This is a genomic window from Mesorhizobium sp. M7A.F.Ca.US.005.03.2.1 (assembly GCF_003997795.1).
In the GTDB taxonomy this organism is placed as follows: domain Bacteria; phylum Pseudomonadota; class Alphaproteobacteria; order Rhizobiales; family Rhizobiaceae; genus Mesorhizobium; species Mesorhizobium ciceri.
Map to the genome: position 1 here is coordinate 1 of NZ_RZRP01001210.1, position 1395 is coordinate 1395.

At 64.3% G+C, this 1395-nt stretch carries 3 protein-coding genes; all 3 read right to left on the bottom strand.

Features of this window, described 5'->3' with window-relative positions:
- Positions 1 to 253, bottom strand: a 253-nt coding sequence (locus EN991_RS36320; RefSeq protein ID WP_127370523.1) for an ATP-binding cassette domain-containing protein, incomplete at its 3' end; no start/stop codon positions are given.
- The gene (locus EN991_RS36325; RefSeq protein ID WP_127370524.1) at positions 250 to 1032 is read right to left on the bottom strand and encodes an ABC transporter permease; all 783 of its coding nucleotides are present in this window, start codon (positions 1030 to 1032) and stop codon (positions 250 to 252) included. The genes EN991_RS36325 and EN991_RS36320, both read right to left, overlap by 4 nt.
- Before the next feature lies 1 nt (position 1033).
- The coding region (locus EN991_RS36330; protein ID WP_127370525.1) for an ABC transporter permease subunit at positions 1034 to 1395 on the bottom strand (362 nt) is incomplete at its 5' end.

The following is a 1395-nucleotide window of genomic DNA, read 5'->3' on the forward strand; positions in this document are numbered from 1 at the left end:
CCTGGAACACCGTCGTCGTCGGGCGCTTGGCCGGCGGCACCGACGTGCAATCCTCGCCACGGATGAACACCTTGCCTTCGCTGGGCGTGACGAAGCCGCCCAGAATGGACAAGAGCGTCGTCTTGCCGGAGCCGGACGGCCCGAGCAGGATCGTGTAGCTGCCGGGCTCGATCTGCAGCGAGACATCCTTCAGCACGGTGTGCTGGCCGAAGCGATGCGAGACACTGCTGATGTCGACGAGGGGCGCGCTCATGCGGGCTTTCTCCGAAGCAATGTCAGTTCAAAAAACACCACCAGCACGATGGAGACGGCGAAGACCAGCGAGCCGACGGCATTGGTCTTGGGATTGAGGCCGGAACGCAGCAGGTTCCAGATCTCGACCGGCAGCGTGGTGTCGAAGCGGGTGAGCAGGAAGGAGATCACGAATTCGTCCCAGGAGAAGGTCATCGACAGGAAGAAGCCGGCGAAGATGGCCGGCGCCATGACCGGCACGGTGATCAACAGCAGCACCTTCCATTCCGGCGCGCCGAGGTCGCGCGCGGCGCGCTCGATGTTGATCTCGTGGTCGCCCATCTGGCTGTAGATGATGGCAAAGCACAGCGGCAGATTGATCACGACATGGGCGATGCCGGCGGCAAGCAAGGATTTCGGTACGCCGGCCCAGTTGAACAGCACCAGCAGCCCCATGCCGATGATGAGATAGCTGACCGTCAGCGGCAGGGTGATCAGCCCGCGCAGCAGGCCGGAGCCGGGCAGGACGAAGCGGGCAAAGCCCCAGGCGGAAAGGAAGCCGAGCGTCACGGCGGCGAGCGAGGAGATGGACGCCACCAGCAGCGAATTGACCAACGCCGAAGTCAGCCGTGGGTCCGAGAGCACTGCGTCGTACCAGCGCAGCGACGGGCCGGTGAAGGGCGGGATCGGGAACGACGTCGCCTGCAGCGAAAACAGCACCAGCACGATCACGGGCAGGAAGATGAAGCCGTAGACGGCAAGCGCGTAGAGCCAGGAGGCGATGCGGACAATCCTGCGCATCTCAGGCCCGCTCGATCTTCAGCCAGCGGGCGCAGGCGAGATAGGCGATGGTGACCACCGCCATCAGGATGATCGACAGCGCCGAGGCCAGCGGAAAGTCGCCGCGCCGGCCGATCTGCATCATCACCAGCTGCGGCATCAGCAGCTCGTTGTTGCCGCCCAGGATCTGCGGCGTGATGTAGTCGCCGATGCACAGCACGAAAGTGAGGAAGGCGCCGACCATGATGCCGGGCAAGGTCAGCGGCAGCACGACATGCAGGAAGGTTCGCACCGGCCCGGCGCCGAGATCGGCGGCCGCCTTGCGGTAGCTCGGGCTGAGCTGTTTGAGATTGGCGAAGATCGTCAGCGTCAACAACATGACGA

Excerpts from the sequence above, each read along its gene's own strand:
- EN991_RS36325 (WP_127370524.1), bottom strand. The coding sequence starts at position 1,032 with ATGCGCAGGATTGTCCGCATCGCCTCCTGGCTCTACGCGCTTGCCGTC.